Here is a 25,495-nt window from a genome sequence, read left to right on the forward strand (position 1 = left end):
CCGGGCGAGAGGACGATCGTTGAGCGGCACGCAACTGGCCGGGCGGCCGGTCGAGCACCTGCGCCGGGACCCGGTGCTGCGCGGCCTGATCGGGCTCACGCTGCTCGGCTGCGCACTGTTCTTCCTCTTCGACGGGAACGCGCAGCGGCAGGTCCAGGTCTACTGGATCTTCCAGGTGCCGCTCGACGCGGCTCTCGCGATCGGCGGATGGCGGCTGCGACGGCTCGCCCCCGCGCGTTACCGCCGCTTCTGGACGATGATCAGCTTCGCGGGGGCCTCGTTCACCGTCGGTGACGCGTACCAGAGCCTGCAGATCTTGATCTCTCCGGGTGAGCCCTCGCTCACCGGAGGCGCCGTGCAGACGGTGTGTTTCGCGGTGGGGATGAGCAGCAACGTCATCGCCTGCCTGATCTTCCCGCAGGGCCTGCGCACCGTCCGCGAGAAGTTCGTCTTCTGGCTCGACGCGACCACCGTGCTCGTCGGCGGCGGCGTGGTGGCCTGGTGTTTCGCCTTCAACCCGCTCGACGGCAGCCACACCGACCGGGTCACCGCGAGCGTCACCGCGGCGCTCGTGCTGGTGGCGACGTTCTCCGCGACCAAGGTCGCGCTGATCCACAATCCGCCGATGGCACGGATCGCGGCCTGGCCGATGGTCTCCGCGGCCATGGTCCAGGGCGTCAGCACGTTCCTGCCGGGCGACTTCCAAACCCTTGATCACGCGTACGTCTACGTGATCCGCCTCCTGCCGTCGGTGCTGATCGCCATCGGCCCGTGGATCCAGGTCATCGTGGTGCGGTCCGGTGACCCCCGGTCCTGCGCCAAGCGCCGCCCCTACAGCCTTCTGCCGTACGGGATGATCGCCGTCACCTTCGTCGTGTTCTTCCTGATGCTGCCCGAGGTCGCGTCCTCGCAGCTGGTCGGCGCCACCATCGGCGTCGTGGTGATCACCTGCCTGGTCGCCGGCCGCCAGCTGGTCGCCTTCCACGACAACATGAAACTGATCGGCCGCCTCGACGTCGCCCTCGGCGAGCTGCGCGACCAGGAGGCGCAGCTGCGCGAGCAGGCGTCCACCGACGGGCTCACCGGGCTGGCCAACCGCACCCACTTCAGCGCCGAACTGACCCGCCTGCTGAACTGCGAGTCCTCGCTGCTGCTGATCGACCTCGACGACTTCAAGACGGTCAACGACACGATGGGCCACGCCGCCGGAGACGCCCTGCTGGTGATCGTCGCCGCCCGGATGACGGAGGCGGTCCGCGCCGGCGACCTGGTGTGCCGGCTCGGCGGGGACGAGTTCGCCGTGCTCCTGCCCAGCACCGGCCCGGACGCCGCCGGCGCCGTCGCCGAGCAGATCCTGCGCCACCTCGCCGAACCGATCGTCCTGCTCCAGCACACCCTCGTCACCCGGGCCAGCGCCGGCGTCACCGGCGCCCGTCCCGGCGACGACCCGTCGATCCTGCTCAGCAACGCCGACATCGCCATGTACGAGGCGAAACGCCGGGGCAAGGGCATGTGGGTCGCCTACACCGACGAGATGGGCGCCCGGATCAGCGCTGAGGCGGTCCTGATCCGGGAGCTGGACCAGGCCATCGAGGAGAACCAGTTCACCCTGGTCTACCAGCCGATCGTGCGGCTCTCCGACGGCACCCTGACCGCCGTCGAATCACTGATCCGCTGGAACCACCCGGTCCGCGGCCTGGTGCCGCCGACCGAGTTCATCCCGGTCGCCGAGCGCACCGGCCAGATCGTCGCGATCGGCCGCTGGGTTCTGCGGGAGGCCTGCCGTCAGGCCGCCGAATGGAGCCGTGTCTTCCCCGGCGCCGTGCCGCTGTCGGTCGGCGTCAACGTCGCCGGCCCGCAACTGCGCGACGCGAACCTGGTCGCCGACGTCTCCGCCGCCCTCGCCGAGTTCGGCCTGCCCGCCGCCGGCCTCACCATCGAGGTCACCGAGACCGCCGTCCTCGACGACGAGCAGTCCCACGCGACGATGGTCGCGCTGCGGGCCCTCGGCCTGAAACTCGCCCTCGACGACTTCGGCACCGCCGCGTCGTCGCTCGGACTGCTGCTCACCTGCCCGGTGACCAGCCTCAAACTGGACCGTTCCTTCGTCGAGTCGATCACCACGGTGGGCCGGCAGGCGGCGGTGGCGACCGCGGTCAGCCAGATGGCCGCGGCCCTGGAGTTCTCCTCCGTCGCCGAGGGCATCGAGACCGAGGAGCAACGCGACCTGCTGTGCCGGCTCGGCTACGAGTACGGCCAGGGCTACCTCTGGTCGCGCCCGGTCCCGCCGGACCGCATCACCGAGCTGCGCGCCCGCGACCTGGTCTCCGGCTGACGGCACTCCTGGACGGCCTCGGCGATCCGGTCGGCCGCCCACGCCGCCCGAGACGGGGTCAGCCGGCCGCGACCCGGGTGCCCGAACCCCGCCGGCTCCGCAGGTGACCTTCGGCGGCGAGCTGGACGTACGCCTCGTTGACCACCGGAGCACCACACTGATGTCATTCGAGAATCACGAGAACCTGACCGTCGTCGCCCGGCTGCGGGCCAAGGCCGGACGGGACAGGAGCTCCGGGAAGCGCTGACGGCGCTCGTGCCCCCCACCGTGAGCGAACCGGGCTGCATCACCTACGACCTGCACGTTCAGGTCGACGATCCGGCTTCGTTCCACTTCCACGAGGTGTGGCGCAGCCGGCAGGACCACGCCGCCAACCTGGCGGCTCCTCACCTGCAGGACTTCCTCGCCCGCGCGGGTGACCTCCTCGACGGCGAGATCCAGGCGGCCTTCCTGCGCCGGCTCACGCCCGTGAGCCAGGGTTCCTGACCGGCGACGGCCCGGGCCGGGCCGGTGTCTCGCCGGTGCGGCCCGTGCCACCGCCGGTGGTGCGGGCGTAGCCGGCGGTGGTGACGCCCAGCGCCACCCCCCAGCCCAGGAAGACCAGCAGGGTCGCGGTCGCCGCCCACCCCTCGCGGACGTCCGCCCATTCATGGGCGCCCGAGATCAGCTGGCCGGCGAGGACCGCGGCGCTCAGCGTGCCGTAGGTGACCAGGGCGATCGCCACCAGCCCGGCCGGGATCACCGCCAGCAGCCGGGGAACCGGCCGGCCGCCGAGCACCGGCACCCAGTCCGGGAACTGCTGCCCCCACCGCTGCACCAGGCCGAGAACGAGCAGCCCGGCCAGCGGCGGCACCACGGCGATCGCGACTCCGGTCGGCGTCGCGAGGTCCCGCTGGGCGTCGGCCAGCTTCTGGCCGGACATCCCGAACGGAACACCGAGCACCCAGAGGACGTGCGGCAGGGTCCAGCCGATCCCCGGCAGCGCGACCGCGGCGTACGCCCACCGGCGGGTCCACCGCGGCACCGGCCGGTATCCGGGAGCCCGCGGGCCGCGCCGCGGGCCGCAGGCGTTCGCGAGCCCGGCGAACAGCACGCCACCGGCCACGAGAGCGAGCCGGGCGCCGAGGTCGCGCCAGTCCGAAGGACGCCCCGCGAGCGCCGCCGGAATCTCGAAGAGCAGGTGCAGCGGGAACGCGGCGACCGTGATCAGCGTGGCCGCGACCCAGGCGGCGGTGGCCGCGGCGCGGCCGGGGGACCGCAGCGCCCACCCGACGACCACGGCGAGCACGGCGCCGGCGGCCAGCGCTCCCCACCCCGGCCAGAACGGCAGCACCGCGACCCGGTCCGCCCCGCACCCACCCGCCACGTCGCCGGAATCGGTCCGGTCGCAGGCGGTGTATCCCCAGCGCCCACCCGCGATCCAGAACACGCGCAAAGCGGACTCCGCGGCGAGGAAGATGCCGCACGCCACCGCCCAGCGGATCGCGGCCGACGGTTGTTGAGACGTGGAAGGATCCGACATGGCGACTCCCGGAGCGACGGCTTTTTGCTGGCCCCCGGATTCTGCGAAGAGTCCGCTGTGGATCCGCTGAGGCGCGCTCAGCCGGCCATCAGGTGCCGGCGTCCCCGGCCGCGGCAACCTCTTCGAAAGCGTTCACCGCGCGCCGAGTTGTTCTGCGATCAACGGCTCGTCGTCGACCGTCCGTCGCAGCTGTCGGCCCGTCTGCTTCGTGCTGGAGGAGTACCCGATTTTGGCAGCCGAGATGGGTGCGTTCGAAGATTGCGGTTCACCGATTCTTTGCGGATCCGGCGGGCTGATATGCCGGGTGCCGATCGTGCACCTCGGGTACCGCTGCCGCCCTTGTCCGCCGCTTTTCCCTCAGGCCGGCTGGCTAGCCGACGGTAGCTGGTGTTCCTACATACCGGGGTCTGCCGCCGGCCGGGGTTGTGGTCCAGGGTGACCGCGCACAGTGAGTAGCCTTCGGTGGAGCGAGCGGGCGTGCCCCTGTGTCCCGACGCAGCCGGAATGCCCAGTTCCCGGTTCAGCAGGCGGTCCGCCAGCGCGGGCTCCGCCGCGCCGGCACGTTCGGCTTGACCGGTCGGGTGAACCCGGGGCAGTGCCTGGTTTCCGGCGGCGAAGATGATTCATTTCACGCCGGTGGAAGCCAATACCGGTTTGCCTTCATCGATCTTCAACTCCTAGGCTGACGCGTCTTTCGAGGAGTTTAAATGCATTGGTATCTTGTCGGCCTGCGGAAATACGCGCGGTTCGATGGCCGGGCCCGCCGGGCCGAGTTCTGGATGTTCACGCTGGCCGACGCGGCTGTCGGGTCCATCCTCTTCGGTGGCGCGCTGGCAATCGCCCTGAACAGCGACGGCGGGTACTACGCCGTGCGCCTGGCGATCGGTGTCGGTTTCGCCGTTTACGTGCTCGCCACCCTGCTGCCGTCGCTCGCCATCCGGGCGCGCCGCCTGCACGACACCGGCCGGTCGGGCTGGTACATCTGCTGGTCGCTCCTTCCGATCGCGGGGCCGATCATCTTGCTCGTCGCGCTCTGCGAAGAAGGCACCCGCGGACCGAACGCCTACGGGCCGGACCCGAAATCCCCGCCGTGGCCCGGGCCCGCGGTCGATCCGGCAGCGGCGGCACACCCCTTCGGACCGCCCGCGACGTCGTCTCCGCCGTACGCGTCCTCCCCTGAAGGGCAGCCGGTCCAGCCGTACGCATTCCTGCCCAGCGGGCAGCAGTTCGGCCCGCCGGTGACAGCGCCGGCGGCACCGCCGACCGCCAAGCAGGGCCGCGCGAGCATGATCGCCGCCGTGGCCATGAGCTTGCTGCTGCTGGTCGTGTGCGGCGGCGTGGTCCGCGGGTTGGTCACGCGGGCCTCCGACACGAATGCCGCGGCCGACCCGTCAGCGCAGATCTGGTCGAAGCCGCAGACCGGTTCCGGCCCAGACGCCGGCGCCACGGGGAGCAGGGAATCCGGCTCGGAAGGGCCCGGCCCCAGCACGTACCCGGCGAAGACGATCGGCGATCTGGACCGGGTGTGCAACGACGACATCTTCTACCCGCAGTCGCCGAAACGCTCCGGCAAGGCGCCGCACCCGGTGGTGGTGCTCGTCGAGACCGGTGACGGGTCGGACATCCGTGTCCGGAACGGCAGCTACTTCTTCGAGGACGAGGGCCTGACGGAGCAGGACACGGCGATCTGGGGCTCGGACGATCCGAGTACGGTGCAGCTGGTCGCGTGCCTGGATCGGGTGAGCACCGGCACGCTGCTCCGCAAGTGCGAATACGGCGATCCGGCGCCCGAGACGGTCTCTCTGATGCGAGCCGACTGGCAGCTGCGCATCTATGAGGCGGCGACCGGAGTCAAGATCCACGACAAGGTGATGACGGGCGACGAGAAGAAGTGCCCGTACAGCGTCCGGGTCGGTCCGGACCGGACGATCTACGCCGAGGTCAGCGGCAGGTCACTCACCCAGGCGCTGCGCAAGTACGTCAAGAAGTGACTCCGCCGGGGCAGCCGCGACCCGGATCGCGGAGCCGCTGCTGCCCCGGCCACTGTCTCGCACGGCCGAGGCGAAGCTCCACATAGGCCAATCAGCGGACGCCGCCATGAGCCTTGTCGCCGGTGTGTGCCTGGTCGGCGTGAAGCCGGGTACGGGTGCGCATCAGGATCCGGCCGAGCATGTTCCTGCCGACCCCGGACCGGCCACGTCCCCAGTAATGGTCGGTGTCGGTGTCTTCGACGATCTCCTCGTCGCCGGTGTTCAGCAGGACCACGCGGATGTCGGCATGGGCGGCGAACTTGGCCGCAACCGCCCGGCGCATCACGTCGTCCTTGACCCGGTCCCAGTCACGGCGCAGCGGCCGGGACCGATCGCGACCCCACTGCGCGGCGCGCAGTGGCGTGGCCGCCCGGCGAATCAGGTCGACATGGCGGGTACCGGCGAACTTCTGCGCCTGGAAGTAATGCTCCGACGTTGGCCACCAGCGGCCGTCCAGGTCGAAGCCGTGCGCGGAGAAGTTCGAGAAGCAGCCATACGGAACCTCGTCGGCACCGTAAAAATAGATCGTCACCAGGGCCTCGGAACGGAAGGGGTCAGGACCCGCACCGTGCCACGGCCATCGGCGACGCCGCAACCGAGTTGCTGCTCAACCGGTCGAACGGCTTGCCGCGTGGGACATCGGAAAGGCCGTTGGACATAACCTGATCCACCAGGTCGAACGCGTGACCGGGCAGAAGGTCACCCTCACCGTCCGCGACGAGCCGGTCCTGGCATAGCAGCCGACACGTCGTTACCGAGGCCTACCAGAAGGCATTGCCAGCCTCGCTAGTCGCCTGGCGTCCGGTAAGTGTGCTCCTGCCCGTAGCCGGCAATGCCTATGACTAGAGCGATTGCTCCGGCCACGATTAGGATCAGCGTCCCAGCGCCGTCTGCAAGTCGACCGGCCGCTGCCATGACGAGGCCGAGGCCCATCCAGATCAGATGCTTTCCCGCGGACGGATCACGCGCGAGAGCCATGCCCAGCAATGAGGGTGTCCGGTTCCTCATCAGCATCCATGCTCCGACACCGGCTAGGGTAACGCCCGCCGCGATCCCGCCCAGCAGAAGCCAACCCGCGACACCCATGACAGGAAAGTTATCACGACGAATGCCGGCGCCTCTACTCAGATGCGCTCTCCTCCCGCCGTCTGGGCGTGTCGGGCGAGCGCCGTGACCTGATTCGATTCGGCTACGGCAGGTAGGTGAAGGCGCCGCAGTACTCCAGTGAGGAATCGCGCGGTGCGGCGATCACGTTTGGCGGGAAGACGCAGACGCCGCTGTCTGCCCACAGTTCCGGGTCGAGATTGATGAGCCATTCCTCGGCCCACGACGCGTCGCGCAGCAACTGCCGGACGGGCATTGCCTCACCGGCGTGCGTCGTCTCGATGGTGAAAGGCTCGTACTCGTGGAGGCCGATTTCCTCGATGAATCGCGACGGCACCGCATCGCCCTCAGCGGTGTATGTCGGCTCGATGAAGGTTCGCAGTTCCTTCTCCGACGCGAACCGGCCGGTCGAGACGAAAACATGGACGATTGTCATGTTCTGATCTTAAGTCTCGCGGTTTCGGCAGCGTCCTGGTCTGCCGCGGTCCGTGCATCGGCGTGCCGCCTCGTGAACTTCGGTCTCGCTCCTGTTGTCAGCCCCGCGATCACGTACCGTGTCGTCGGCTTGGCCGTCTCGATCCGCCGTAAAGGTGGACGCGGTGGTCGACATGATGGTCGGGCGTGCGTGGGACGAACCCGCGGCTCACCCTGACGCGGCAAGCCACCGGACCGCCAGCCGTTATCCGGACCTGGCCGCTGAGCGGACCGCCCGGTCGGACTCACTCTTGGGGGCGGTCTCCCGTTCGAGCCGAGCGCTCGCGACTCAGATACCGAACCGGCTTGCCGAGCGACTCCGCGTAGGCGATCTCCCGTCGGGTCGACTCACCTACGTAGCCGCCCGGATCCACGATGTACACCTCGTCAGCCATGCGAATCTTTTGGAAGTGCACGCCGCCGAGCCGCGCCTTCAGGTCAGAGCTGTCGGCTGTCCAGTCGTAGTCCGGAAGATCGGGGAGGCGGAACATTCCGAGGCTGATCACGACGCAACCTTCCATCGTGAGCCGCTGGTTGACCTCCGCGAACTCAGCCTCGAACTTGGTAGAGCCGCAGAGCGTGATGACCTTCGCCTCACCCTCACCCTCGGCCGGCCGCGGCGCCTGCTGGTCCTCCATGAGGTTCATGATCGGTTGTCGCCGTTGAACGGACTGCGTGGGATCGCCGTCGTACCGCGACTTGAGGTCGTCCGGCGTGAGCGAGAAGAGGACCAGGTCGACGCGGCCGGCGTGGATGAAGCCGGCATTGCGCATGATGCCTTCGCGTTGCAGGCCGGCCTGGAGAGCGGTCCTCTGCGAGGCCAGGTTCCCGGTGGCGGCCTTGAGTTCCATGCGCTGGAAGCTGTGGTCGACCAGCAGCCAGTGACCGATGGTCCGCGTGGCTTCGGCCGCGATGCCTCGGCCGCGAGCCCAGGGGGCGACCGAGTAGCCGATCTCGCTGACCAGGCCGCGCCAGTCGGTCTTCTTCAGGCCGACGGCGCCGAGGAGGCGGTCGGTGTTCGCGTCAACGATCGCGAAGTGGATCCCGTCTCCGGTCTCCCGCAGGGAATGGGAGATCTTGGTGCACCAGTCAGCGGAGTCCTGGCGGGTGTAGGGCCGGGGCAGGGGGAGCCAATGCTGGACGAGCGGGTCCGCGCAAGCGATCTGATTTTCCTCGATGTCGATCGCGGAGAAGGGCCGCAGCAAGAGATCGCCCGCCAGCAGGCGGGTCTCGGGGAACGTGGGGGTCATTCCTGTCGGCCTCCGACTGATCATCAGTGTGCGGCTGACGCTAGCAGGGCCTGCTGACCAGGTGATTCGGCCAACCGTCATCGCCAACCTCGAAATACCGGAGTGAGCGGCGCCCCGAGACGCGCCGCGCCGGGTGGAACGGATGGCTGAGCAGCGTCCGGTGCCGGATCGCCCGGAACATCATCATCAGTACGACCCGGCCAAAGCTCACTGCTACGCGGCGACCACCCTGGCATGGGCCGGCGACCCGACGACTGAACGGGTGGCCCATGAGGTGATCGCCGGGTGGGAGCGGGAAAGGTGCCCGGCCACGGCGGATCGCGTCCGCGCGGCTCGACCTCAGCCTCGCTCTGCCGGCCGACGACAGCCGCAACCGGCCGCGCGCCGACGTCGAGCGTGCCGTCTTGCGCGGGAGGGTTCGGCAGGTGCTGATGTGATTCTTGTGAGGAATCCCCAAAACGTGCCGTGCGGCGGCCCTTCGACGGTGTGGGGCCCATCGTCCCTGTTGGATCTTGGAGCGATGAGCCGCGACGGGGCCGATGGAGGCCCCTCAGGGCGCCTCCGGTGATTGGTGCACCGAACCGGCGGCTGACCTGCGCCATAACCAGGATGGTCCGCTCGTGGTGCAGATCCCGGATCCCTGTGGGGACTCCGGGCGCGCCCCCGACCGGTAGGTGTGAGGAATGAGCAAGCACGAGGATTCACAGGCGGCCCGGGCGCGAGTGCCCGCGCCCGGCACGAACCGGCAGCCGGCCGGACCGGCCTCGGCGGCCAGTGCCTCCGGTCGTGCCTCGGTCGGTGGCACGCCGGCGGGACGCGCCGCCGTGGGCGGTGCGGTGGCCCGCGCCGTTGTTCGGGCGGTGCCGCCCGGCAGCGGGGCCGGTGAGCCGGACGTGGCCGGCGGCGATGGATCTTCCAAAGAAGACCGGTCCGTCAAGAAGGGCCGTCAACGCCCGCGCAAGAGCAAAGCGGCCAAGAAGCGCCGTCGCGGGAACATCCTGGCCGCCGTGTCGGCGGTGCTGGTCATCCTGGCCGGCGGCGGCATCGTGGGCGGCACCTTCTTCTTCGACGGGGTCACCGCGCCGGAACCCAGGGCCGAGGACCAGATGAACATCATCTATTACGACGGGGGCGCCAAGAAGGTTCTGGCCAAGCGGGGCGAGGCGCGCATCAACCTGCCGTACCAGAAGATCAATGAGGTGATGGCACACGCCGTCGTCGCGATCGAGGACAAGAGCTTCTACCGGCACAACGGTATCGACATGAAGGGCATCGCCCGCGCCGCCTGGAACAACGTCACGAGCGAGGACAAGCAGGGCGCTTCGACGATCACCCAGCAGTACGCCCGGCATGTCGCCGAGATGAACGAGATCACCTACAGCCGGAAGCTGCGCGAGGCGGTGATCGCCCGGAAACTGGAATCCAAGTTCGACAAGGACCAGATCATGGGCTTCTACCTCAACTTCGTCGACCTCGGCCGCGGCCGCTACGGCGTCGAGGCGGCGGCGCAGGGCTACTTCGGCAAGAGCGTCGACAAGGACGCGGACCCCAAGAACCGCATCACCGTGTACGAGGCGGCAGTGCTGGCGTCGATCATCAAGCAGCCGTATCCAGACGCCAAGACCGGCCATCAGGGGTACGACCCGGACCTCAACCGCACTGCCGCGCAAGGCCGCTGGGAGGAAACGCTGAAGAACATGCTCGACGAGAACTGGATCACCCAGCAGGAGTATGACCAGCGGAAATACCCGACGATCCTCAAGGGCAAGGCGGCCGGCAAGGGATCGGCGAGCGCGGAGGAGGGCCCCGACGGCATGATCGTCCGCCACGTCCGGCACGAGCTGCGCGAGAAGGGCGTCACCGATGAGATGTGGGAGAAGGGTGGCCTGCGGGTAACCACCACGATCAACGAGAAGGTGCAGAAGGCCGCGGTGGCGGCCGGATCGCGTGCCAATCCGCAATCGCCGATGGCGAAGGTCTCGAAGGACTACCAGTCCGCGGTCATCGGCATCGATCCCCGCAACGGGCGGGTGCTCGGCTACTACGGCGGCGACTCACCGGTCGGCACCGACTTCGGCGGATACATGGACGGTGACGGCAACGGCGTCATCGACAACGGCGGCCAGCCGGCCGGGTCGACCTTCAAGATTTACACTCTGGCGGCCGGTCTGCGCGACGGCATATCGTTCGAGACCCGCTGGAACGGGGAGTTGCGGCGCACCGACGGCAAGGCGATCAGCAACGCGGGTCAGGATCCCGGCGGGGTGTGCACTTCCGGCGGAGGCATCAAGAACTGTGATCTGCAGACCGCGACGATCAAGTCCTACAACTTCCCCTTCTACTGGATCACCGAGAAGCTTGGTGTCGACAAGGTGATCGGGGCGGCTAAAGCCGCCGGAGTCCGGTACATGTGGTCCAACAGCGGCGAGCGGATCGATCTGACGACCGCGCCGGCGGCCTCGATCAAAAAGAACTTCTCCCCGGAGGCGGGTTTCGGCCAGTTCCGGATAGTCCCCCTGGAGCACGCGGCCGCCGTGGCCACCATCGTCGGTGTGGGCACGCAGTACGACGCGCACTTCGTCAAGGAGGTGAGCTGGCTCGATCAGCAGACCGGCGAGCGGAAGACCCTCGGTGACAACCTGAAGGGGAAGCAGGTCTTCGGGAAGGACCAGATGTCCGACCTGCTCGGCGTCATGTCCGAGATCCCCGCAAGCACCGGCAACTCGCTGAGGAACGGACGCGACTCGGTGGCCAAGAGCGGCACCTGGGAGCTCGGGCAGCGGGAGTCGGACAAGAACGGCGACTGCTGGTTCGTCGGAGGCATCCCCCAGCTCGCCGCCACCGTCTGGGTCGGTGAGAAGGCCGACCCTGTCGCGTTGAAGGAGAGCAACGGCGACAGCATGTTCGGCTCCAAGACACCGGCCAAGGTCTGGCAGCAGTTCCTCAACGAGGCCGCCGAAGCGATGAAGTGGGAGGAGGCGAAGTTCCCGGAGCGGCAGCGCACCGGTGACGCCAAGCATCCCGCCGCCAACGGCGTGGAGCCGCCGCCCGAGAAGCCGGAGCAGACGCAGATCTGTCAGCAGTTCCCGGGACTCTGCCCGAACAGCCCACGCAACTGACGCCGGCGCGACAGCCGAAGACCCGGGATCGGCCGGTGGCGGCGCAGCGGCCGTGAGTGGCCGCCGCTCGCGGGGGGAGGCGCGGTGCTGCTCATGGCCGTACGAAATGATTAAGGTTCTGGGGTGCCACGCGTCTCCGAAGCCCACCTCGCCGCCCGCCGCCAGCAGATCCTCGATGCCGCCGCGCGGTGTTTCGTGCGCAACGGGTTCCATCAGACGTCGATGCAGGACGTGATCAAGGAAGCCGGCCTGTCGGTCGGCGCCTTCTACCGCTATTTCAAGAGCAAGAACGAGCTGATCACGGCGATCGCGGGGGAGAAGATCTCCGCGGTCACGGCGGTGCTGGACGGGCTGCTCCTGCTCGATCCGATGCCGCCGATCCCGGAGGTCCTGGAGCGGTTGCTCGAACTGGTCGACGCGGCCGTGGTGGAGGACGGCACGGTGCGGATCGCCGTGCAGGTGTGGGGCGAGGCGGTCCACGATCCCGAGGTGGGCGCGCTGGTCGCGGAGATCTACGGCCGGGTGCGGGGCCGGGTGGTGCTGATGGCCGAGCACGCCCAGGCCGCCGGCCAGATCCCGGCGGACGCCGACCCGGCCGGCATCGGGGCGGCGATCTTCGGCCTGGTGCAGGGGTACATCCTGCAGCGGATCCTGCTCGGCGGCATCGACCGGCAGACCTATGCGAACGGGATCCGCGCGTTACTGCACTGACGGGAGGCGTTTCGAGCCCTTCGGCCCTGATCGGCCCGTCGCCGGAGCGGATAGTCTGGTCCGCATGAGTGAGGTCGCCGACGTGAGCTGAGAGACCCCGCCCACGTCCGCCGCTCATCCCTGGTCAAGGATCCCCCTGTGCTCGACGACATCCGCGCCTACTGCCGGCGCGACCCCGCCCTGTACGGGATCCGAGTGGCCGAGGTGCTGCTCTATCCCGGGCTGTGGGCGCTCTGGGGCCACCGCGCGGCGCACCTGCTGCACCGGGCCCGCATTCCGTTCCTGCCCCGGTTGGTGTCACAGGTGATGCGGCTGTTCACCGGCATCGAGATCCATCCCGGCGCGGTGATCGGCAAGCGCTTCTTCATCGACCACGGCTCCGGGGTCGTGATCGGCGAGACCGCCCGGATCGGCGACGACGTCACCATGTACCACCAGGTCACCCTCGGTGGGCGGGGCTGGCAGCGCGACGCCAAGGGCACCCGTCGTCACCCGCGGGTGGGTGATCGGGTCACCCTCGGGGTGGGCGCCACCGTGCTCGGGCCCGTCAGCATCGGGGACGACGCGGAGATCGGCGCGCTCGCGCTCGTCGTGGCCGACGTGCCCGCCGGAGCCCGATTGCGTGCCCCGGCCGCGGAGACTGTTCCCGCAACACCGAACGCCGGCATCAACTCAGGAGCGAGGAAATGATCTATAACGACGTCACCGAGCTGATCGGCCGGACCCCGATGGTGCGGCTGACCCGTTTCGAACCCGGGTTGCCGGCCAAACTGATCGCCAAACTCGAATCCGCCAACCCCGGCGGCAGCGTCAAGGACCGGATCGCCCTCGCCATGATCGAGGCGGCCGAGGCCACCGAGGAGTTGCGGCCCGGCTCGGCCATCGTCGAGGCCACCAGCGGCAACACCGGCATCGGCCTGGCGCTGGTAGCGGCGGCGCGCGGTTACCGCCTCACCCTCACCATGCCGGACAGCATGAGCGCGGAGCGGCGGGCGCTGCTTCTCGCGTACGGCGCGCAACTCGTCCTGACGCCCGCGGCGGAAGGCATGAAGGGCGCCCTCGCCAAGGCCCTGGAGATCGCCGAGGAGCAGCGGGCCTGGCTGCCGATGCAGTTCGACAACCCGGCCAACCCGGACATGCACCGCCGCACCACCGCGCTGGAGATCTGGAACGACACCGACGGTCAGATCGACCTGTTCGTCGGCGGGGTCGGCACCGGCGGCACCATCACCGGGGTCGGCCAGGTGCTCAAGGAGAAACGGCCCGAGCTGCGGGTCTACGCGGTCGAGCCGGAGGAGTCGCCGGTGCTGTCCGGCGGTCCGTCGGGTATGCACGGCATCCAGGGCATCGGCGCCGGGTTCGTGCCGGAGGTGCTCGACCCGACCATCTACGACGAGGTGTTCCGGGTGACCGTGGACCAGGCTCGGGAGGCGGGGCGCCACCTGGCCCGGACCGAGGGGATCCTCGCCGGGGTGTCGAGCGGCGCCGCGCTGCACGCCGCGCGGGAGCTGGCCTGGCGAGCGGAGAACGTCGGCAAGACCATCGTGGTCGTCCTGCCGGACACCGGGGAGCGTTACCTGAGCACGCCGCTCTTCTCCGCTGTCTGACCAGGGACAGCCTGATCGCGGACAAGCGACGGCCCGGTGTGCATGGCACGCCGGGCCGTCGCTCGTCTCAGGAGCGGCGCCGTCTCAGGAGCTCAGTGTGACGCCGGCGGCCTTGCAGGCCGCGATGAGCTCCTTGCCGGACTTCTCCGCCTCCGGGGTGTCGGCGGCGGTTCCCGGGTCCTTCGCCGCGGCGGCCTTGGCGGCCTGAGCGCCGATCGTCGTCATGATCTTCGCGACCTTGCTGTCGCTGCCCGCGGCCGCCGTGGTCAGGGACTTCGAGAAGCCGGTCAGCATCGCCTTGGCGTCGGCCGCCGACAGTTCGCCACCGGTGGTCTGCGTGATGGTGAGCATCGCCGCCTTCATGTCCTTCTCCGCCTTGTCGGCAGCCTGGCAGAGCTCCTTGTCGGAGCCGGCCTTCGCCGCCGGCGCCGTCGTGGCCGCGGTCGAGGCGGCGGGCTTGGCGGCCGGGCTGGTGGCGACCGGAGCCGTGGTGGTGGCGGTCTTCTCCTCGCCGCAGGCGGCGAGACCCCACAGGGAGACGCCGGCGAGCACTGCGGTGGCAACGCGAACGGAGATCATGGGCGGGGACGGTAACCGTTCCCGGGTACGTACCTCAAATTCGATGTGACGAGCTGACCCGATTTCCACGGATACGGGCCCCTCTATGGTGGTGTGGTCAGGTCACGCAGATCGTCGCGGTTGCCGGAGAGGGCGATCACCACGGTGAGGCCGCGTACCGAGACCCCGACGCACTGGGTGGACCGGTCCAGCAGCCAGCCCACCGGGCGGCACCCCTGACCCCAGCCGCGTGCCGCCAGATGACCCCTGACTTCGGCGTAGAGGTCGGCCTCCGGCTGGCCGTCCCGGCCGGCCACCGTGAGCCGCCGGGTGCACGACCCCGACCGGCAGTCCGAGTCGTCGTAGGGTTCGACGGTGACCCGCAGCCCGTCCGGCAGCGGCAGAACCGTGTCCGTCGACGGGAAGAACGGTCGCGGCCACAGGATCGCCGCCGAACCGACCAGCGCCACCAGGATCCAGCCGGTGAGCAGGCCGCCCGCCAGCCGGGCCCGGACCCGCTTGCGCCCCTTCGCCACCAGCGCCACCGCCGGCGCCAGGCACGCGAGCAGAATCTCCCACCGGGCCTGCGGCCACCTTTCGATCAGCGTGCCGCCGAGCACGATCAGAGCCGCCAGCGCGGACGCGACCGTCCAGCGGGCGCGAGGGCTCCGGGCGACCATCAGCCAGAGCAGCAGCACCGGCCCGATGGCGATCGATATCATAGGCACGCGGATGATCATGCCGAACGCGCGCAAACCTCAGCTCAGGCGGCCTCGCCGTCCTCGATGCCGCATTCTCGCCATCAGCCGATCGGGATCCACCGCCACCGGTGGGCACCGTCGCGCTGGTCCTCACGAACGGGAGGTCGCTCAGTTGATCCGGATTCCGGCCGATCTGACCCCGGGGAGACGTCGACGGGCGAGAGGCCGGCACCGATGAGGGGATCCGACGACGCGGCGGGTCCGCGGTCACGGGACCGTGTGCTGGCCGTACCCCTGATCGTCGCTCTCGTCGCTCTCGCCGCGGTGTCCGCCTGGCTCGGACTGCGTGATCCGGAGGATCGCGTCACCGGCAACGTCGGAGGCACCGTGGTGCTGATCGGCGCCGCCTTCGCCTGCTACCGGGTCAGCCGCCTCGCCGCGGCGGTCGACCCGATCCGCGGCTTCTGGCGGCTGTGGGCGTGGTCCGCGGCCGTCTTCATCCCCAGCACCATCGGCGCCATGATCCGTGGCGCCAGCGGAGAACCGGGCATGCCCCTCTACGAGGCCGTGCCCACCCTGGCCAGCCTCACCCTGGCGATGCTCGCCTTCCGGCACGTGCCGGTCACCCCGCGCAGCCGCCTCGACTGGGCGCGACTACTCCTCGACGGCGCCGCCGTCACCGTCGCAGGCTCGGTCTTCTTCGGGTACTTCATGCTGCACGCGATCCCGGCCGGCACCTCCGCCACCGCCGGCGCCGCGGCCGCCATCGTCGGCGTCGGCTGCCTGCTCGCGCTGGTGGTGTTCGGCAAGGCCGCGGTCAGCCCCGAGGGCCGGGTCGACCCGGCCGCCCTCGGCATCCTCGCGTTCGGGCCGACCGTCGGGCTGGTCGCGGTGGTGCTGTTCCTCGGCGGCACCGAGCTCGGCATGCTGCTGCTGTCGGTCCTCGGATACCCGCTCGTCGGACTCGGGATCTGCCTGGCCGCCTACCGTCAGGGCCGGGTCCTGTCCGCCCCGCCGCGCCGGCTGCGCTGGTCCTTCGCCGATCCGCTGCAGTTCCTCGCCGTCGCCGTCACCGCGGGTCTGGTCATCATCGTCTCCGCCCGCGACCTCGACCTGCGTGGCCGCGCCGTCATCATCGGCGCCGTCCTGATCGCCGCCATCATCGTCGCCCGCCAGCTTCTCAGCCTCCGCGAGAACACCCTCGCTCTGCGCGGGATCCGCCGCCAGCAGGCCGAACTGGAACGCCTGCTCCTCACCGACAACCTCACCGGCCTGCCCAACCGCACCGGCTTCGTCGTGGCCCTCACCGAACGCCTCGCCACCGAACAGCCCGCCACCGCGCTGCTCATCGACATCGACGACTTCAAAATGGTCAACGACACGCTCGGTCCGTCCGCCGCCGACCAGCTCCTGCGCCAGGTCGGCCGGCACCTCGCGGACGGCGTCGGGCCCGGCGAGTGCGTCGCCCGGCTCGGCGGCGACGAGTTCGCGGTCCTGCTGCCCCTCGACGATCCGGCGTCGGCGGACGCCGCCGCCACCCGCTTCCAGGCCACCGTCGGCCGGCCGGTGCTCGCCGGGCAGCAGCAGTTCCTGCTGCACGCCAGCGTGGGCGTCGCGATCGCGGAGCCGGGGGAGACCGCCGACGAGGTGCTGCGCAACGCCGACATCGCCATGTACGCGGCCAAGGAGTCCGGCAAGGCGTCCTGGGTCCGTTTCGAAGCCCGCATGCGCCACGACATGACCGCCCACGCCCGTCTCGCCGGGGAACTGCACGACGCCATCCTCGGCGGGCAGTTGCGGCTGCTCTACCAGCCCGTCTACGACCTGGTCACCGGCCGCATGCACGGCGCCGAGGCGCTGGTGCGGTGGCAGCACCCCTCCCGTGGGTTCGTCTCACCGGCCGACTTCATCCCGGTCGCCGAGAAGTCCGGGCTGATCGTTCCCCTGGGGGCCTGGGTGCTGCGCGAAGCATGCTCCCAGCTCGCCCGATGGCAGGCCGCCCTCGGCGCGGACGCCGTCGAGGCGATCAATGTGAACGTGGCCGTCCGCCAACTGCGGGAAACCGGATTCGTCGACGAGGTCGCGGCGGTCCTCAGCGACACCGGCCTCTGCCCCGCGAACCTGATCATCGAGGTCACCGAGTCGTCGGTGGCCGATGGCCCGCAGGTCACCGACACCCTGCGTACCCTGCACGACATGGGCGTCCGCCTCGCCCTCGACGACTTCGGCACCGGGCAGTCCTCGCTCAGCCTGCTGCGCGCTTTCCCCGTCGACGTCCTGAAGCTCGACAAGTCGTTCGTCGACGGCATCGCCGACGGCGCTGACCGCGGTCGCCTGGCTGTCGCCGCCGCGGTCGCCCAGCTGGTCGAATACCTGCAGCTCAAAGCCGTGGCCGAAGGCATCGAGAGTGAGGCCCAGCTGATCCGGCTCCGGGACATGGGATATCGCTACGGGCAGGGATATTTCATGGCCAGACCCCTGCCGCCGGGTGAGTGCGCGGAGCTGATGGCTGCCGCGCCGCAGGCCGCCTTCCCGCATTGACACCATTTCGTACGGCTACCGAACCGGCGATCCGTGGCGGTCCGCGCGAGGGGCTGCCCACTCCGGCCGCTGCGCGACCACCGGGCAGATCCGGCTGCGGCCGGGGCGGCCCGGAGAAAGGTCTTCAGGAACCGAGTCTGCGGATCGCGGCGGTGAGGCGGGGCGCGTCGAGTTCGGTGCCGCTGACCAAGGATTGGAGGATGCAGCCGTCGAGCAGGGCGCAGATGTCCCGCGCGGCGTCCGCGCCGACCGTGGCCACCAGCGTCGCCGGGATGTCGTTGAGCCAGGCCTCCGCCAGCGGGCGCAGCGCGGTGTCGCGGGCGGCGGCGACGAACAACTCATACTCGATGCGGACCTGGCGGCGATCGGCGAGGTACTCCTGGACCAGGCCGGTCAGCGCCTCGGCCATGTCGGGAGCGGCGCGCAGCCGATCGTCCCAGGCGCTCAGGTCGGCCTGCAGGCCGTCGAGGGCGTGCCGCAGACCGGCCGCGATCAGATCGTCGAGCGTCGGAAAGTAGTAGGTCGTCGCGCCGAGCGGCAGTCCGGCCCGGGCCGCCACGGCACGGTGCGTGGTGCGGCCCACCCCGTTCTCGGCGATGACCTCCATGGCGGCGACGGCCAGAGCGGCGCGGCGGGCCTCGGGATCCCGGGCCCGCTGGGGGCGGCGCGCGGTCAATGGGCCCCGCTGCTGTTGAGATTGAGCATCACGACTCCGGCGATGATGAAGGCGATCCCCGCCACCTTAATGGTGGTGAGCGGCTCGCCGAGAAAGACCGCGCCGATGGCGACGATCGCGGCGGTGCCGACGCCGGACCAGATCGCGTAGGCGACACCGACCTGGATGCTCTTGACCGCCTGCGCGAGCAGCACGAACGAGACGGTGTAACCGGCGAGCACGGCGAGGGTCGGCCAGAGGCGGGTGAAGCCTTCGGTGGTCTTCATGAGGCTGGTCGCGAAGAGTTCGGCGGCGATGGCGACGGCCAGGAAGAGGTAGTGCACGGGGAGCCTTCGATCTTTACTTGTACGGATGTACAAGTACGATCGTACAAGTTCGTATCGTCGCAGGCCAGGGCGACGAAGGCCACTCCGGTCGCCGTGCTCTAGCCGCCGGGGCGGCGGCACGGTGCGCCGATCGACAACTCCACGGTGACCTGCTCCGTCCCCGTGCTGATGCGGATCGGGACGCAGTCCGCCTCGGCCACCCACGTGCCGCCGGTGAACACCGACCACGGGCGCTCGCCGGGCCCGGCCGTGCAGGCGGTCACGGTGATGGCCGTGGCCGGCTCGGCGCCGCTGTCACCCCAATTGATCCGGGCGCGGTCTCCCCACCCGGGCGGCAGGCTCAGCTCGACCGTCGAGCCCGAGCGCACCAGCAGGCCCCATTTGGCGAACAGCCGGGCCGGGCCCGCGCCGGACGCCTGCTCTAGCGGCTCCAGCACCTGGTCACCGGACGGAACGGCGACGACACCCGCGGCGACGCGATAGGTCCTGCCGGGGTCCTGCTCCTGGGCGACCGCGTCCTCGCAGCCGGCGACGAGGCCACCGGGCGCAACGCTCGCCCGCGCCGACGGCGGCGGCGGATCGACCGCGCGCTGTTCCGGAGAGGTGCAACCGGCGGCGGCCACCAGCAGCAGGAGCACGGCCACCGACCTCCCGACCGACATACGGCGATTCTGTCAGAGGGTCCGTCTACTGTGCTGCCCATGGACGCCGTGCGCCGTGGCAGGATCGCCACCTCCCTGGTCTTCCTGCTGTTCGGCGCCGCTCTGGGGGTGTGGACCGCGCGCATCCCGGCCGTCAAGGAGAAGCTCGGTCTCGGTGACGGGCGGCTCAGCGTCGCGCTGCTGGCCTTCGCGGCCGGCTGCATCGCCGGCATGGCGCTGATCGGCCGGCTCACCGACCGGTTCGGCAGCTCACGGGTCCTCGTTCCGGCCGCCGTTCTGGAAGGCGTGCTGCTGGCCGGGCCTGGCATCAGCGACGGCCTGGTCACACTCTCCGTCGCGCTGTTCGCCTTCGGGGCCGTGCACGGCACGCTCAACATCGCGATGAACGCGAGCGCGGCCGAGGTGGAGCGGGCGATGGGCCGGCCGGTCATGTCGTCGTTCCACGCCGTCTACAGCATCGGCGGCTTCCTCGGCGCCATCGTGGGCAGCCTGTTCGCTCACGCCGGCGTCAGCGTGGGCTCGACGCTGATCAGTGTGGGGCTGGCGGTGCTCGTGCTGGCCGCCTGGGCGTCGCGGTGGGTGCTGAGGTCCGATCCGGCGCCCGCCGCCGGGGCCGGCGCGGGCGATCCCGAGCCGGGCGGCCGCCGCACGCTGCTGGTGTTCTACGGCGTCGTGGTGCTCTGCACCCTGGTCGGGGAGGGCGCGGCGGCCGACTGGAGCGCCGTCTACCTGCGCGACGACCTGGGCACCTCGGAGGGCTTCGCGGCGTATGGATACGCCGCCTTCGCGATCATGATGACCGCCGGCCGGATCCTCGGTGACCGGCTCGCCGGCCGTTTCGGGCCGGTTCCGCTGGTCCGGGCCAGCGGGGTGATCGCCGCCGCGGGACTCGGCACGGGCCTGCTGGTGGACCATCCGGTCGCCGGAGTCGCCGGGTTCGGGCTGCTGGGCATCGGGCTGTCGTGCGTCGCCCCGCAGTTCTTCTCGGCGGCCGCCGGAGTCGACCCGCGGCGTGCCGGGCAGGCGCTGTCGACCGTGGTGAGCATCGGCTATGTCGGCTTCCTCCTGGGGCCGATCGCCATCGGCGCGGCCGCGACGGTCGTCGGGCTGGCCACGGCACTGTGGATTCCCGTGGTGCTGGCGGCCTTCGTCGCGGCGAGCGCCGGAGCGATCACGGCGTCGGCACGACCACCCCGCGGCCGGTCGCTCCGCCGGCCGGCCGCCTCGGCCTGAGCTTGGCGTTTAACCTCCGGCGCAGATCCGTGCCCCCAGAGACGAGATCGTGGCGTACTGGTGTTGCCTACGCTGGGTGACGGCCCGTGGCTCGGGCAGGGCTGGAGCGGGTGCGGACCGCGCGTTGTATGCGGCAGAAGCGGACGTTCGGCTTGGCAACCGCTTTGCGATCATTAGTTCGTGTTGAATCATGACGAGGCCGTCGGCTACCTGAACAGCTTCGACGGCATCGACCCTGAGGTCCTGCAACCGGAACTCTTGTCTGACGGATCCTGGCTGCTCGAACGGCGAGAGTTCTGGGCGAGCCTGCTGTACGACGGAGCTGATGAGGAACTCCTCGACGCCTTGTTCGGCGGCGAGCAGGGCGTCTTCGACCAGATGAACGACCTGTGGAGAGAAATCGAGCGGACGGGGAATTGGCCGGTTCTGAGGCTCGGAACCCAAGCCGGAGACTTCGCGTTGGCGATCTGGTACGTGATCGACGAGACGGAGGGTCACGACTTCATGGTCCTGCCCGGAGACGGCCGTTGCATCGCCGTGGCAGCTGTCGCGGCACACTCCTACGGACCTGGCTTGTCCTGGCCGGAGGCACAGAGGCTGGTCGAACGGGGCAGCCTGGGGTCACCGGCACAGCGCCTCCTGCTGCTGGTGCGCGCCTTGGGGGACGGCGATTCTATGACTGACATGGTGGAGCAGGTGGCCCACGCACTCCTGGCCGTCGGTAATGCCGCGTGTCCCCGCGAGACAGCTGTGGAAGCCGCTCGACAACTGCTCGAAGACCGCGGGGGGAACTGGTCCATGCACGGTGACGTACTGGTCTGCGACAACGAAGATGCGGCTCGACGGCTGGGCGGGCTTCCGCCCGAAGATCTGCTCAAAGTTACGCAAGCACTTCAGTAAAGACGGGCGGCTAACCTCCACTGCCACCCCGAGGCTCATCAACGCCTTCCGATCCAGGACAACGCCCGCTCATCGGCAAGAGATCGACTTCAGCGCCTCAGCTGGCGGCTACGGTGGGTCACGGTCGGCGCGCACGGACGGCGGCAGATCCGGACGTCGGGAAGGCCCGACATGGCCGATGAGGCGGGCAAGCAAGAATGCCCGGATGGACGAGCTCAGGCATTGCCGCCTTTCGGTCGACAACGGGGAACTCCAGCTTGCGGGTCCCCCGTCCGCTCTCCGCGCCCTCAGCCAGTATCTTCGCCGGCCTGCGGAGACCTGGAACGTTGCGATCACCAACGGATCGGTGTCTCAGGAGGTCTCCAGCGGTCCGCTGCTCGTGAGCCTGCGAGGCGTGACGACGCTGCACTTCTCCGGCGGCCGCCAATTTCTCGACATCGTCTGGGACGCGTTGGACGGCGTAGCCGAGCAGGCTATGACCGCCGATGACCGGAGCATCAACCGCCATCAGCACATCGAATACTTCCCTGGAGACGAGTACCGGTCACCGGACTCGGTTCCCCTGGTCATCGTCGCCGACTGGCCCGAGTAGCCGGAGCGGACAACACACTGAATTCGGCAGAAGCGGATACTGTTCGAGCGGGCATGGCATCGTGGCGGCCGTAACGCACAGTAACGGTTCTGCTGATGGACGAGGTGGGTCGCGCCGCTCGCAGGGCCCGTTTCGCTCGCACCAGCCTCCTGCCCGGGGCGCGATGGAGGTTTAGGTACCCCGGCGCGACGAGGGCTTGACCAGCGCGTGTACCTAAACCTCGGCTGCTCCGCCTCACGACGCCGAGACGAGCTCTCAGATCGACAGTGCGTCACTTCGCCGGCAGAGTTCGCCCTGCTCATCGGCCGGGCGCATCAGCCGACCGCCCGCTGTAACCCCAACACGTAGCTGCGCCAGAGGTTAAAACACAAGCTGAGGTGACCGGCCGCCTGTGCCTGAGATGGCGGGCCGAGCCGGGCGGGCGGGGTCAGGCCGCGACCAGCAGGCTGCGGGTGATCGCGGCGATGTTCGGGGTGCCGGTCAGGGCCATGGTCAGGTCCAGCTCGGCGACCACGTTGCGGATCACGTCCTCGACGCCGCGCTGCCCGGCCAGCGCCAGGCCGTACATGTAGGGGCGGCCCAGCAGCACGGCGTTCGCGCCGAGAGCCAGCGCGGTGAAGACGTCGGCGCCGCTGCGGATGCCGCTGTCCAGCAGCAGTGTCGGCGCCGGGCCCACCGCCTCGCGAACGGTGACCAGGGCGTCCAGCGAGGCGATCGCGTTGTCGACCTGACGGCCGCCGTGGTTCGACACGACCACCGCGTCGGCGCCCAGGTCGAAGGCGCGGCGGGCGTCGTCCGGGTGCAGGATGCCCTTGAGGACCACCGGAAGCCTGGTCCGGTCCCGCAGCGTGGCGAGATGTTCCCAGCTCAGGCCAGGATTGGAGTAGATGTCGAGAAACGTCTCCACCGAAGCCCTCGGCAGCGGCGAGCGCAGGTTGCCCCAGAACCGGCCGGGATGGTTCCGGGTCATCGCCAGCAGTGTGCGGACGGCGCCGAGCGTCACCTCCGGTTTCGGCGCGGGCCGCCCCGCGCGCCCGGCGACGATCTCCCGGAAACGGGGGTCCGAGGTGTACTGGGCGATCCCCTGGCCCCGGCTGAACGGCAGCGAGCCCAGGTTCAGATCCCGCGGCCGCCAGCCGAGCACGGTCGTGTCCAGGGTGACGACCAGCGCGCCCGCGCCGGCCGCCTCGGCCCGCGCGATCAGGCCTTCGACCAGTCGTTCGTCCTTGCTCCAGTAGAGCTGGAACCAGCGGGACGCGTCGCCCATCGCCGCCGCGCACTCCTCCATCGGGGTGCAGCCCTGGTTGGAGAAGATGTAGGCGGTACCGGTCGCGGCGGCGGCCCGGGCGATTCGCACGTCACTGCCGGCGCCCATCAGCGCGCCCGCCCCGACCGGCGCGAGCAGCACCGGCGCCGCGTGCCGGCCGCCCGGCAGATCCACGGAGAGGTCCCGGTCGGCGGCTCCCGACGCCATCCGCGGCACGATCGCCCACCGGTCGAAGGCCTCCCGGTTGCGCCGCATGGTCCGTCCTTCGCCGGCGCCACCGGCGACATACGCCCAGGCCCGGGCACTGCTGACCCGTCGCGCCCGGCGCTCCAGCTCGGCGAAGTCGGCGGGAACCACCGGCCGGCGGCCGAGGGCGCCCTGACGATAGATCGTGCTGAGGCGGGCGAGTCCAGCTCCCGACATGCGGTCCTCCGAGGAGACGGGTGTGGCCATGGCGTGGCGGGCAGGTCTGCTGCGGGTGTGGCCGGTGTCGCCACGCTAAACCAAGTCACCTGACTTGGGAAGGTAGGATGTCCCCGTGACGCAGGACGGCGGAACGCGAGCGGCGCGGCGCGAGCAAGCCGTCGAGGCGCTCCTCGACGCGGCTCTCGAAAGCCTCGTCACGGTGGGCTTCGCGGCCACCACCACGCGGGGTGTCGCCCAGCTCGCCGGCGTCAGCCAGGGCCTCCAACAGCATTACTTCCCCACCAAGGCCGCCCTGATCGACGCCGCGATCCTCCGTCTCGCCGGGCGGCTTCTCGACGAGGCCTCGCAGCCGGTCGAAGGGGCGACCGAGCGGGACCGCGCGCGGCACCTGCTGCGGCGTGTGTGGGACAGCTACCGCTCCCCGGTGCTCGCCGTCGTCGCGGAACTCCTGGTCCTCGCCCGGACCCACCCGGACACCGCCGAGAAGACCGCGTCGACGCTGGTCGCCGTGACCGGCCGGGTGGTCGAGGTCGCCGAGATGGCCATGCCGACCTATGCCCGCCACGCCGGCTTCCGTGATGCGCTCCTGCTGGCGTTGAGCGCCATCCGCGACACGACCACCGTCACCCGGATCCCTGGCACGGCGCCGGCCGTCCCCACCCTGGAGTCGATCACCGCCGCCTTCCTCCGCGCCGTCGGCGGCCACCGGATCTCCCGGGCCCGGGAGATCGGGTAGGCGCGGTGGAGCCGCGCCCAGGCTGCGGCCCGGTGGTCGCCGTGGGGCCGGGAGAGGGCCGGGCGTCGCGGGGGAGGCCCGGGACGCCGATGGTGCGGTCGGGGGCGGCTACGGGCGTACGAAATCGGTGGTCTTGATCCCCAGATAGGTCAGCGGCCCGGGGTCGGGGACCGGCAGTTCGGTGAAGCCGAGGCGGTCGTAGAAGGCGCGGGCCTTGACGTTCGCGGTGACCATGCCCACGTGGACGCCGGGGGCGTCGACCGTCGCCAGGAAGCGGTCGATGAGACGGCGGCCGAAGCCGCGGCCCTGATATGCCGGCAGCAGGTCGATGTGCAGGTGGGCGGGGTAGCCGTCGAGTCCCGGAACCAGCATCCGCTCGGGGTCGTGGTGCAGGGCGATCATGTCCTGCTCCGGGGTGCGCGGCGGGGGAGGGGGCACCGGGTAGCGGTCGCCGAGCAGCGGGATCCACGCGGCGCGGTAGCGGCGGGCGAAGTCGGCGGTGTCGGCGGTCCCGACGACGTAGCCGACCGGGTCGCCGCCGTCGTCGAGGACGAACGCCAAGTGCGGATCGAGGTGGGCGTAAGGGCCGGCGAACAGGTCGCCCATCAGGTCGTCGGTGGAGTAGTGACCGCGGGCGTCACCGCCGGCGTCGGCGGTGCGCACGCAGATGTCGTAGAGAGCGAGGCGGTCGGCGGGGCGGTAGGGGCGGATCTCGGGCACGTCGT

The 25,495-nt window shown here is 70.1% G+C and carries 23 protein-coding genes; 12 read left to right on the top strand and 11 right to left on the bottom strand.

Annotated features, from left to right (window positions below):
* Positions 1-19: 19 nt before the first annotated feature.
* Both QLQ12_RS39610 and QLQ12_RS39615 read left to right on the top strand, forming a co-directional pair.
* Positions 20-2,335 carry a putative bifunctional diguanylate cyclase/phosphodiesterase gene (locus QLQ12_RS39610; protein WP_282766127.1) on the top strand — a complete coding sequence of 772 codons (2,316 nt, stop codon included), beginning with the start codon at positions 20-22 and terminating at the stop codon, positions 2,333-2,335.
* Between the two features lie 165 nt (positions 2,336-2,500).
* Positions 2,501-2,821, top strand: coding sequence for a putative quinol monooxygenase (locus QLQ12_RS39615; RefSeq protein WP_282766172.1), 321 nt, complete (start codon positions 2,501-2,503; stop codon positions 2,819-2,821).
* Here QLQ12_RS39615 and QLQ12_RS39620 read toward each other — a convergent pair.
* Positions 2,796-3,857: a hypothetical protein gene (locus QLQ12_RS39620; RefSeq protein WP_282766128.1), complete on the bottom strand. Its 1,062-nt coding sequence runs from the start codon at positions 3,855-3,857 to the stop codon at positions 2,796-2,798. The genes QLQ12_RS39615 and QLQ12_RS39620 overlap by 26 nt on opposite strands.
* 707 nt (positions 3,858-4,564) lie before the next feature.
* On the opposite strand from QLQ12_RS39620, the gene QLQ12_RS39625 reads away from it, so the two are divergent.
* Complete coding sequence (locus QLQ12_RS39625; protein ID WP_282766129.1) at positions 4,565-5,848, top strand: DUF805 domain-containing protein; 1,284 nt, start codon at positions 4,565-4,567, stop codon at positions 5,846-5,848.
* A gap of 91 nt (positions 5,849-5,939) precedes the next feature.
* On the opposite strand, the gene QLQ12_RS39630 is transcribed toward QLQ12_RS39625, so the two are convergent.
* The 3 genes from QLQ12_RS39630 to QLQ12_RS39640 form a co-directional block, all read right to left on the bottom strand.
* Positions 5,940-6,419: an NADAR family protein gene (locus tag QLQ12_RS39630; protein WP_282766130.1), complete on the bottom strand. Its 480-nt coding sequence runs from the start codon at positions 6,417-6,419 to the stop codon at positions 5,940-5,942.
* 657 nt (positions 6,420-7,076) lie between these two features.
* Positions 7,077-7,427 (bottom strand): immunity 22 family protein, encoded by a 351-nt coding sequence (locus QLQ12_RS39635; protein ID WP_282766131.1) that lies wholly within the window; start codon positions 7,425-7,427, stop codon positions 7,077-7,079.
* A 283-nt stretch (positions 7,428-7,710) separates the two neighbouring features.
* Entirely contained in the window at positions 7,711-8,715 is a 1,005-nt protein-coding gene (locus QLQ12_RS39640) for a GNAT family N-acetyltransferase (protein ID WP_282766132.1), read from the bottom strand.
* 683 nt (positions 8,716-9,398) lie between these two features.
* Here QLQ12_RS39640 and QLQ12_RS39650 point away from each other — a divergent pair.
* From QLQ12_RS39650 to cysK, 4 genes are all read left to right on the top strand, one after another.
* A complete protein-coding gene (locus QLQ12_RS39650; protein WP_282766133.1) occupies positions 9,399-11,834 on the top strand; it encodes a transglycosylase domain-containing protein in 2,436 nt (811 codons plus the stop codon).
* Positions 11,835-11,957: 123 nt separating this feature from the next.
* On the top strand, positions 11,958-12,545 hold the full coding sequence (locus tag QLQ12_RS39655) for a TetR/AcrR family transcriptional regulator (RefSeq protein WP_282766134.1): 588 nt from the start codon (positions 11,958-11,960) through the stop codon (positions 12,543-12,545).
* A 138-nt stretch (positions 12,546-12,683) separates the two neighbouring features.
* Complete coding sequence (gene epsC / locus QLQ12_RS39660; protein WP_282766135.1) at positions 12,684-13,235, top strand: serine O-acetyltransferase EpsC; 552 nt, start codon at positions 12,684-12,686, stop codon at positions 13,233-13,235.
* Positions 13,232-14,152, top strand: coding sequence for a cysteine synthase A (cysK, locus tag QLQ12_RS39665; RefSeq protein ID WP_282766136.1), 921 nt, complete (start codon positions 13,232-13,234; stop codon positions 14,150-14,152). The genes epsC and cysK overlap by 4 nt, the downstream gene beginning before the upstream one ends.
* 84 nt (positions 14,153-14,236) lie before the next feature.
* Here the strand turns inward: cysK and QLQ12_RS39670 are convergent, their stop codons facing one another.
* A complete protein-coding gene (locus QLQ12_RS39670) occupies positions 14,237-14,731 on the bottom strand; it encodes a hypothetical protein (protein ID WP_282766137.1) in 495 nt (164 codons plus the stop codon).
* A gap of 83 nt (positions 14,732-14,814) precedes the next feature.
* Positions 14,815-15,438, bottom strand: coding sequence for a hypothetical protein (locus QLQ12_RS39675; protein WP_282766138.1), 624 nt, complete (start codon positions 15,436-15,438; stop codon positions 14,815-14,817).
* A 207-nt stretch (positions 15,439-15,645) separates the two neighbouring features.
* Here QLQ12_RS39675 and QLQ12_RS39680 point away from each other — a divergent pair, with 207 nt between their 5' ends.
* Entirely contained in the window at positions 15,646-17,952 is a 2,307-nt protein-coding gene (locus QLQ12_RS39680) for a putative bifunctional diguanylate cyclase/phosphodiesterase (protein ID WP_282766139.1), read from the top strand.
* Positions 17,953-18,076: 124 nt separating this feature from the next.
* Here QLQ12_RS39680 and QLQ12_RS39685 read toward each other — a convergent pair whose 3' ends face one another.
* The 3 genes from QLQ12_RS39685 to QLQ12_RS39695 form a co-directional block, all read right to left on the bottom strand.
* Positions 18,077-18,628 carry a TetR/AcrR family transcriptional regulator gene (locus QLQ12_RS39685; RefSeq protein WP_282766140.1) on the bottom strand — a complete coding sequence of 184 codons (552 nt, stop codon included), beginning with the start codon at positions 18,626-18,628 and terminating at the stop codon, positions 18,077-18,079.
* Entirely contained in the window at positions 18,625-18,951 is a 327-nt protein-coding gene (locus QLQ12_RS39690; protein ID WP_282766141.1) for a DMT family transporter, read from the bottom strand. Before QLQ12_RS39690 ends, QLQ12_RS39685 begins: the two co-directional genes overlap by 4 nt.
* Before the next feature lie 101 nt (positions 18,952-19,052).
* Positions 19,053-19,616, bottom strand: a complete 564-nt coding sequence (locus QLQ12_RS39695) for a hypothetical protein (RefSeq protein WP_282766142.1) — start codon at positions 19,614-19,616, stop codon at positions 19,053-19,055.
* Between the two features lie 39 nt (positions 19,617-19,655).
* Here QLQ12_RS39695 and QLQ12_RS39700 point away from each other — a divergent pair, with 39 nt between their 5' ends.
* From QLQ12_RS39700 to QLQ12_RS39710, 3 genes are all read left to right on the top strand, one after another.
* Positions 19,656-20,849 (top strand): MFS transporter, encoded by a 1,194-nt coding sequence (locus QLQ12_RS39700; protein WP_282766143.1) that lies wholly within the window; start codon positions 19,656-19,658, stop codon positions 20,847-20,849.
* Positions 20,850-21,029: 180 nt separating this feature from the next.
* Complete coding sequence (locus QLQ12_RS39705; protein ID WP_282766144.1) at positions 21,030-21,749, top strand: hypothetical protein; 720 nt, start codon at positions 21,030-21,032, stop codon at positions 21,747-21,749.
* Between the two features lie 205 nt (positions 21,750-21,954).
* Positions 21,955-22,341, top strand: a complete 387-nt coding sequence (locus QLQ12_RS39710) for an Imm32 family immunity protein (RefSeq protein WP_282766145.1) — start codon at positions 21,955-21,957, stop codon at positions 22,339-22,341.
* Positions 22,342-22,768: 427 nt separating this feature from the next.
* Here QLQ12_RS39710 and QLQ12_RS39715 read toward each other — a convergent pair whose 3' ends face one another.
* Complete coding sequence (locus QLQ12_RS39715; protein ID WP_282766146.1) at positions 22,769-24,031, bottom strand: alpha-hydroxy-acid oxidizing protein; 1,263 nt, start codon at positions 24,029-24,031, stop codon at positions 22,769-22,771.
* A gap of 115 nt (positions 24,032-24,146) precedes the next feature.
* Here QLQ12_RS39715 and QLQ12_RS39720 point away from each other — a divergent pair, with 115 nt between their 5' ends.
* Positions 24,147-24,770: a TetR/AcrR family transcriptional regulator gene (locus QLQ12_RS39720; protein WP_282766147.1), complete on the top strand. Its 624-nt coding sequence runs from the start codon at positions 24,147-24,149 to the stop codon at positions 24,768-24,770.
* A 108-nt stretch (positions 24,771-24,878) separates the two neighbouring features.
* On the opposite strand, the gene QLQ12_RS39725 is transcribed toward QLQ12_RS39720, so the two are convergent.
* Positions 24,879-25,490 (bottom strand): GNAT family N-acetyltransferase, encoded by a 612-nt coding sequence (locus tag QLQ12_RS39725; protein ID WP_282766148.1) that lies wholly within the window; start codon positions 25,488-25,490, stop codon positions 24,879-24,881.
* Positions 25,491-25,495 lie beyond the last annotated feature (5 nt).

Origin of the sequence: Actinoplanes sandaracinus (assembly GCF_030009775.1) — a bacterium.
GTDB classification, from domain to species: domain Bacteria; phylum Actinomycetota; class Actinomycetes; order Mycobacteriales; family Micromonosporaceae; genus Actinoplanes; species Actinoplanes sandaracinus.